This is a genomic window from Nocardiopsis halophila DSM 44494, from assembly GCF_000341245.1.
GTDB lineage: Bacteria > Actinomycetota > Actinomycetes > Streptosporangiales > Streptosporangiaceae > Nocardiopsis_A > Nocardiopsis_A halophila.
In genome coordinates, this window is record NZ_ANAD01000272.1 from 1 (window position 1) to 6,387 (window position 6,387).

At 74.3% G+C, this 6,387-nt stretch carries 7 protein-coding genes; 4 read left to right on the top strand and 3 right to left on the bottom strand.

Annotated features, from left to right (window positions below; translation table 11 throughout):
* Positions 1-198: 198 nt before the first annotated feature.
* On the bottom strand, positions 199-1,266 hold the full coding sequence (locus D450_RS0128780) for an alkene reductase (RefSeq protein WP_017542089.1): 1,068 nt from the start codon (positions 1,264-1,266) through the stop codon (positions 199-201).
* A gap of 121 nt (positions 1,267-1,387) precedes the next feature.
* Between D450_RS0128780 and D450_RS0128785 the strand changes: the two genes are divergently transcribed.
* Positions 1,388-1,792, top strand: coding sequence for a MerR family transcriptional regulator (locus D450_RS0128785; RefSeq protein ID WP_017542090.1), 405 nt, complete (start codon positions 1,388-1,390; stop codon positions 1,790-1,792).
* Here D450_RS0128785 and D450_RS0128790 read toward each other — a convergent pair.
* Both D450_RS0128790 and D450_RS0128795 read right to left on the bottom strand, forming a co-directional pair.
* Positions 1,729-2,202, bottom strand: a complete 474-nt coding sequence (locus tag D450_RS0128790) for a methylated-DNA--[protein]-cysteine S-methyltransferase (protein ID WP_017542091.1) — start codon at positions 2,200-2,202, stop codon at positions 1,729-1,731. The genes D450_RS0128785 and D450_RS0128790 overlap by 64 nt on opposite strands.
* Position 2,203: 1 nt before the next feature.
* On the bottom strand, positions 2,204-3,658 hold the full coding sequence (locus D450_RS0128795; RefSeq protein ID WP_241483305.1) for an AlkA N-terminal domain-containing protein: 1,455 nt from the start codon (positions 3,656-3,658) through the stop codon (positions 2,204-2,206).
* 410 nt (positions 3,659-4,068) lie between these two features.
* On the opposite strand from D450_RS0128795, the gene D450_RS0128805 reads away from it, so the two are divergent.
* The 3 genes from D450_RS0128805 to D450_RS0128815 all read left to right on the top strand — a co-directional run.
* Positions 4,069-4,485 (top strand): cobalamin B12-binding domain-containing protein, encoded by a 417-nt coding sequence (locus tag D450_RS0128805; protein ID WP_026124693.1) that lies wholly within the window; start codon positions 4,069-4,071, stop codon positions 4,483-4,485.
* A 48-nt stretch (positions 4,486-4,533) separates the two neighbouring features.
* Positions 4,534-5,343 carry a TSUP family transporter gene (locus D450_RS0128810; protein ID WP_017542095.1) on the top strand — a complete coding sequence of 270 codons (810 nt, stop codon included), beginning with the start codon at positions 4,534-4,536 and terminating at the stop codon, positions 5,341-5,343.
* Between the two features lie 266 nt (positions 5,344-5,609).
* Positions 5,610-6,387 (top strand): ATP-grasp domain-containing protein (locus D450_RS0128815; protein WP_017542096.1); only part of this gene is annotated, 778 nt, incomplete at its 3' end.

Sequence of the window (6,387 nt, forward strand, 5' to 3'; positions counted from 1 at the left end):
GCAGGTCGGCGCCGATGGACGGCAGGGCGAGGTTGAGGGCGAAGGAGTCGAACTGGACGCTGAACGCGCCGAGTCCGAAGGCCCAGACGGCGAAGCGGTGCACGGTGGAGGTCCCCGTTCCGGTGGATGCGGGCATGACGGGACATGGCCGGAACGGGCATCGGAGAAGAGGGACGCGGCGATCGCCGCGTCCCCATCCTAGTACTGGTAGGCCGGGTAGGTCAGGTAGCCCTGGTCGCCGCCCTCGTAGAAGGAGGCCTCGTCGGCGGGGGCCAGGGGGAGGGCGTTGCGCAGCCGCTCGACCAGGTCGGGGTTGGCGATGTAGGCGCGTCCGAAGCCGATGAGGTCGGCGCCCAGACCGAGCCAGTGCTCGGCGTCGTCCGGCCCGGTCTGCTTGGGCCCGCCCGGCGTCCCCGGGCTCACGATGAGCGTGCCGGGCCAGGTGCGGCGCAGTCCGAGCAGGACCTCCTCGTCGGTGGTGGCCTCCAGGTGGACGTAGGCGAGGCCGAGGCGGGCGAGTTCTTCGAGCAGGGCGGTGTAGAGCTCGGGGACGTCGGTCTCCTCCACGCCCCAGATGCCCGCGCCCGGGGAGAGGCGGATCCCGGTGCGGTCGGCGCCGACGGCCTCGGCGGTGGCGGCCGCCGCCTCGACGGCGAACCGGATCCGGCCGGCGATGGAGCCCCCGTAGCGGTCGGTGCGCCGGTTGGCGTTGGGTGCCAGGAACTGCGAGATCAGGTACCCGTTGGCGCCGTGCAGCTCCACGCCGTCGAACCCGGCGCCGACGGCCCTGCGGGCGGCGTCGGCGTAGGACGCGGCGTGCTCGGGCACCTCGCCGGTGTCCAGGGCGCGCGGTACCGGGAGCGGGCGCGGGCCGTTCGGGGTGAACACCCGGCCGGTCCCGGGGACCGCCGAGGGGCCGACCGGGTCCGTCCCGGTGGTGTCGGGGTGGGACACCCGGCCGCCGTGCATGATCTGGGCGAAGATGCGCCCGCCGTTGGCGTGCACGGCCGCCGTCACGGGGCGCCAGGAGGCGGTCTGCTCATCGGTGTGCAGGCCCGGTGTGCCCGGGTTGGACTGGCCGACCAGGCTCGGCTGCACCCCTTCGGAGACGATGAGCCCGGCCGTGGCCCGCTGGGCGTAGTAGGCCGCCATCGCGGGCGTCGCCAGCCCGCCGGGGGCGGCGCGGACCCGTGTCATGGGGGCCATCACCACCCGGTTGGGCAGAGAGAGGCGGCCGCTGCGGTAGGCGTCGAACAGGGTGGTCATGGCAAGGCTCCTCGGTTGTGCGCGGTGCCCGTCGCCGGGCGCTGCGGCTACGCTAGAACCTCACATCGGTGTCAGAGGCAAGCGTCTGTGCCGCGGATCACGGCACGGAGAGGAGGGGCCGGTGCGGATCGGGGAGCTGTCGTCGCGGACCGGGGTCAGCGTCCGCTCGCTGCGCTACTACGAGGAGCAGGGGATCCTCACCAGCGTGCGCAGCGCCGGCGGGCAGCGGCACTACACCGAGGAGCACGTCGACCGGGTCGGGTTCATCCGGTGCCTGTTCGCCGCGGGCCTGTCCAGCCGGGCCGTCGCCGAGCTGCTGCCGTGCGCCGACGCGCCGAGCGACCGCACCACCGGCGCGGCGCTGGAGCGGATGCGGAACGAGCGCGACCGGCTGTCCGACCGCATCGGGGAGCTGGCCCGGGCGCGGGACCGGCTCGACGGGCTCATCGCCGCCAACGAGGCCTACCAGAGCAGGACGCCCTCCAGCCGGAGCAGGAACTCCTTGCGCTCCACGCCCCCGCCGTAGCCGACCATGGCGCCGTCGGCGCCGACGACCCGGTGGCAGGGGACGACGATCGGGAGCGGGTTCCTGTTGTTCGCCTTGCCCACGGCCCTGGCGGCGCCGGGGGAGCCCAGGGCGGCGGCGATGTCGCGGTAGCCGACGGTGGTGCCGTAGGGGACGGCGGCCAGTTCCCGCCAGACCCTGCGCTGGAAGTCGGTGCCCTCGGGGGCCAGGGGGAGGGAGAACTCCGTCAGGTCGCCCGCGAAGTAGGCGTCCAGCTGCTCGACCGCGTCCGTGAAGAGCTCCGGGGCGGGCTCGGCGCCCTCGGGGACGGTGAAGGGGGACAGGCCCACCCGGGTCAGGGCGCGGCCGTCGCCGGTGAGGAGCAGCTCCCCCACGGGGGAGTCCGTGATCGTGTACGGCACCGGCTCCATGTCACTCCTCGCTCTCGTCCGCGTCCCGGGCCCACAGGTGGTGCGTGGCGTAGGAACGGTACGGGCTCCAGGCGCGCTGTGCGTCGGCGCCGGGGACGCCGCCCAGGCGCTCCAGCGTCCTGCGCACCCCCAGGTCCCCGATGAGGAACACGTCGGGGTCACCGAGCGCGCGCATGCGGATGTAGTCGGCGGTCCAGGGGCCGATCCCGCGGACGGCCAGAAGGCGCGCGGCGGCCTCCTCCCGGTCGGCGCCGGGGCCGAGGTCGATGGCGCCCGAGGCCATCGCCTCGCTGAGCGCGACCACGGCCCTGCCCCGGGAGCGGGGCATGGGCAGGTCGGCGGGGTCGGCGGCGGCCAGCGCCTCGGGGCGGGGGAAGGCCCGCACCAGCCCCCCGGAGGGGGCCGCGAGCGGCTTGCCGTACCGCTCGGCGATCCGGCCGGCGGCGGTCCGGGCTGCCGCCACCGACACCTGCTGCCCGACCACGGCCCGCACCGCCTGCTCCTGGGGGTCGGCGGCGCCGGGGGCGCGCAGCCCGGGGCGGGCGCGCACGGACGGGGCCAGCAGCGGGTCGGCGCCCAGCACCTCGGCCACCGCCCCGGGGTCGGTGTCCAGGTCGAACAGGCGGCGCAGCCGCTGCACGGCGGTGCCCAGGTCGCGCAGGTCCGCCAGGTGCAGGCGGCAGGGCAGGTGGGGCGGCCCGGCCCCGGCGGGGCCCAGGTCGACCTCGGCGATGCCGGTGCCGTGCGGCAGGTCCACCACCCGCCGGTAGCGGTCGCCGCGCACCTCCTCCACGCCGGGGACCGCCCGTGCGGCCAGGAAGGCGCGGATGCGGCCGCGGTCGATGGGCGCGCGCAGCGGCAGGCGCAGCCGCGCCCCGTCGGCGGGGGGCTCGGTGCGGTGCGGGGACAGCGCGCGCATCCGCGCGGGGGAGCGGTCGAAGACCTCGCGCATGGTCGCGTTGAACTGGCGGATGCTGGCGAACCCGGCGGCGAAGGCGACGTCGGAGACCGGCATCGCCGTGGTCTCGATCAGCACCCGCGCGGTCTGTGCCCGGCGGGCCCGGGCCAGCGCCAGCGGCCCGGCCCCCAGCTCGTCGGTGAGCAGCCGGTTGAGCTGGCGCTCGCTGTAGCCGACCGCGGCGGCCAGGGCGGGCACGCCCCCGCGGTCCACCTGCCCGTCGGCGATCAGCCGCATGGCCCGGCCCACCGCATCGGCGCGCCCGTTCCACTCCGGCGACCCGGGCGAGGCGTCCGGGCGGCAGCGCTTGCAGGCCCGGAACCCGGCGGACTGGGCGGCCGCGGCCGAGCGGTAGTAGCGGACGTTGGCCCGTTTGGGGACGGTGGCCGGGCAGCTGGGGCGGCAGTAGATCCCGGTGCTGGTCACCGCCAGGTAGAACACCCCGTCGAAGCGGGCGTCCTTGCCCCGGACCGCCCGGTAGAGCTGGTCGTCGTCCATCTCCGAGAAGGTCACGCCCCCATTGTGCGCCTCGGACCCGGACCGGACCGGCGGTTTTCGGACACCCTAGTCCGGGGCCGGGCCGTGCTCGTCGAGGTAGGCGATGTACAGCGGCCGCAGCGCCTCCTGCAGTTCGGGGTCGGCCTCGGCGGAGAGGGCCTCGCCGACGCGGGCCGAGGCGGTGGCGATCCCCGCCTCGCCGGCCTCCAGGTGGCCCGCGGCCGCCCCGGCGGCCNCCACCGGTGCCGGGCCAGCGCGAACGCGCGCTCGCGGAGTTCGTCGGTGTCCAGCTGGTCGAGCCGGTCGAGATCGTCGGACATACCTGGGGGATACCCGCCACCCGGTGCGTTCAACGGAAAGTGACCTGCGTTACGCTGCACCCACGGTCGGCATTGCGGGAGGTTCGCGGCATGGGTGCGGCATCGACGGTTCGCGTGGTCATCGCCAAACCGGGGCTGGACGGCCACGACCGGGGGGTGAAGGTGGTCGCCCGCGCCCTGCGCGACGCCGGGGTGGAGGTGATCTACACCGGTCTGCGGCAGACCCCGGAGATGATCGTCAGCGCGGCGCTGCAGGAGGACGCCGACGCCATCGGCCTCTCGGTCCTGTCCGGGGCGCACATGACCATCTTCGCGCGGGTCATGGAGCTGCTGGAGGAGAACGGGGCCACCGACGTGCGGGTGTTCGGCGGGGGCATCATCCCCGAGGAGGACATCCCCGAGCTGGAGCGGCTGGGCGTGGCCAAGATCTTCACCCCGGGCGCCACCACCTCCGAGATCGGGGAGTGGGTGCGGGACAACATCCCGGCGCTGCACGCCGCCGGCTAGGGGGCGGCCCGGGTGTGAGGCCGGACATGTCCGTACAATCCTGGCCTCGTGCCGACCGATCTGCTGCCCACGCTCACCGACACCCCGCCCGGGATCCTGGCGCTGCTGCTGGCCGCCGCCATGGCGGCCGGGTGGATCGACGCCGTCGTCGGCGGGGGCGGCCTGCTCCTGCTGCCGGTCCTGATGGCGGCCTTCCCCCAGGCCCCGGTGGCCCCGCTGCTGGGCACCAACAAGCTCACGGCGGTCTTCGGCACCGCCTCGGCCGCCGTGGCCTACACCCGCGGCGTGCGGCCGGACCGGCGCACCGTGTGGCCCGCCGCCGGCCTGGCGCTGCTCGGCTCCGGGGCGGGGGCCGCGCTGGCCGGGTCGATCTCCTCCGACGCGCTGCGCCCCATCGTGATGGCGGTGCTGGCGGCGGTGCTGGTGACCGTGGTGGTGCGCCCGGCGCTGGGGGCGGCCGCCGACCCCGCGCGGCTCACCCCGCGCCGGATCGCCGCCGCCGTGCTGATCGCCGGCGCGGGCGTGGCCTTCTACGACGGACTCGTCGGCCCCGGGACCGGGACCTTCCTGATCATCGCCTTCACCGCGGTCACCGGTATGGACTTCGTCTCCGCCTCGGCGTCGGCCAAGATCGTGAACACCGCCACGAACGTCGGCGCGCTGACCGTGTTCGCCGTCAACGGTGACATCCTGTGGGCGATGGGGCTGGCCCTGGCCGCGTGCAACGTGGCCGGGGCGCAGGTCGGCGCCCGCATGGCGCTGACCCGCGGGACCGGTTTCGTGCGCGCGGTTCTGGTCGTGGTGGTCCTGGCGCTGCTGGCCAAGCTGGCCTGGGAGTGGTTCTCCGGGCCCGTGTGAGAGCCGATGTGACAGGTCACACGAATTCTCACGGCATCGCCTGTCAGAGCGCCGGTGGGATTCCTCTCGAATCCGCGCTTTGACTGGTCACCGGCCCCCCGGTGGCGGCTCGCAACCCCCGGGAGGACTAAGCTTCCGCATGTTGCGGATGGAATCCTCGAAGGAAAGTACAACGCGGACCTCCGGGCCACGGTTCCCGGCGGCGCGGTGCGAGTGACACGCCTCCGCAGACCACTGCAGCCAGCGAGTAACAAGGACGGACCCTCGTGGACCTGTTCGAATACCAGGCGAAGGCGCTCTTCGCGGAGCATGGGGTCCCCGTACCCCGGGGAAAGGTGGCGGGCACGGCCGAAGAGGCCCGTGCCATCGCCGAGGAGTTCGCGGCGGCAGGCACGTCCCGCGTTGTCGTCAAGGCGCAGGTCAAGACCGGCGGCCGCGGCAAGGCCGGCGGTGTGAAGGTGGCCGACGGCCCGGAGGACGCCCAGGCCAAGGCCGAGCAGATCCTGGGCATGGACATCAAGGGCCACACCGTGCACCGCGTCCTGGTCGAAGAGGCCAGTGACATCGCGGAGGAGTACTACCTCTCCTTCCTGCTGGACCGGGCCAACCGCACGTTCCTGTCGATCTGCTCCGCCGAGGGCGGCGTCGAGATCGAGGAGGTCGCCGAGTCCGACCCGGACGCCGTCGCCAAGGTGGCCATCGACGCCCTCAAGGGCGCGCCCGCCGAGGTCGCGGCCGAGATCGTCGAGCAGGGCAAGCTGCCGGAGAAGGCCGCCCAGGGCGCCGCCGAGCTCATCACCCGTCTCTGGGACGTCTTCGTCGCCAAGGACGCCACCCTGGTCGAGGTCAACCCGATGATCCTCACCGGTGACGGGCGCGTCGTCGCCCTGGACGGCAAGGTCACCCTGGACGAGAACGCCGGGTTCCGCCAGGACCTGGAGAGCCTGGCCTCGACCGCCGAGGGCGACCCCCTCGAGGTCAAGGCCAAGGAGAAGGGCCTGAACTACGTCAAGCTCGACGGTCAGGTCGGCATCATCGGCAACG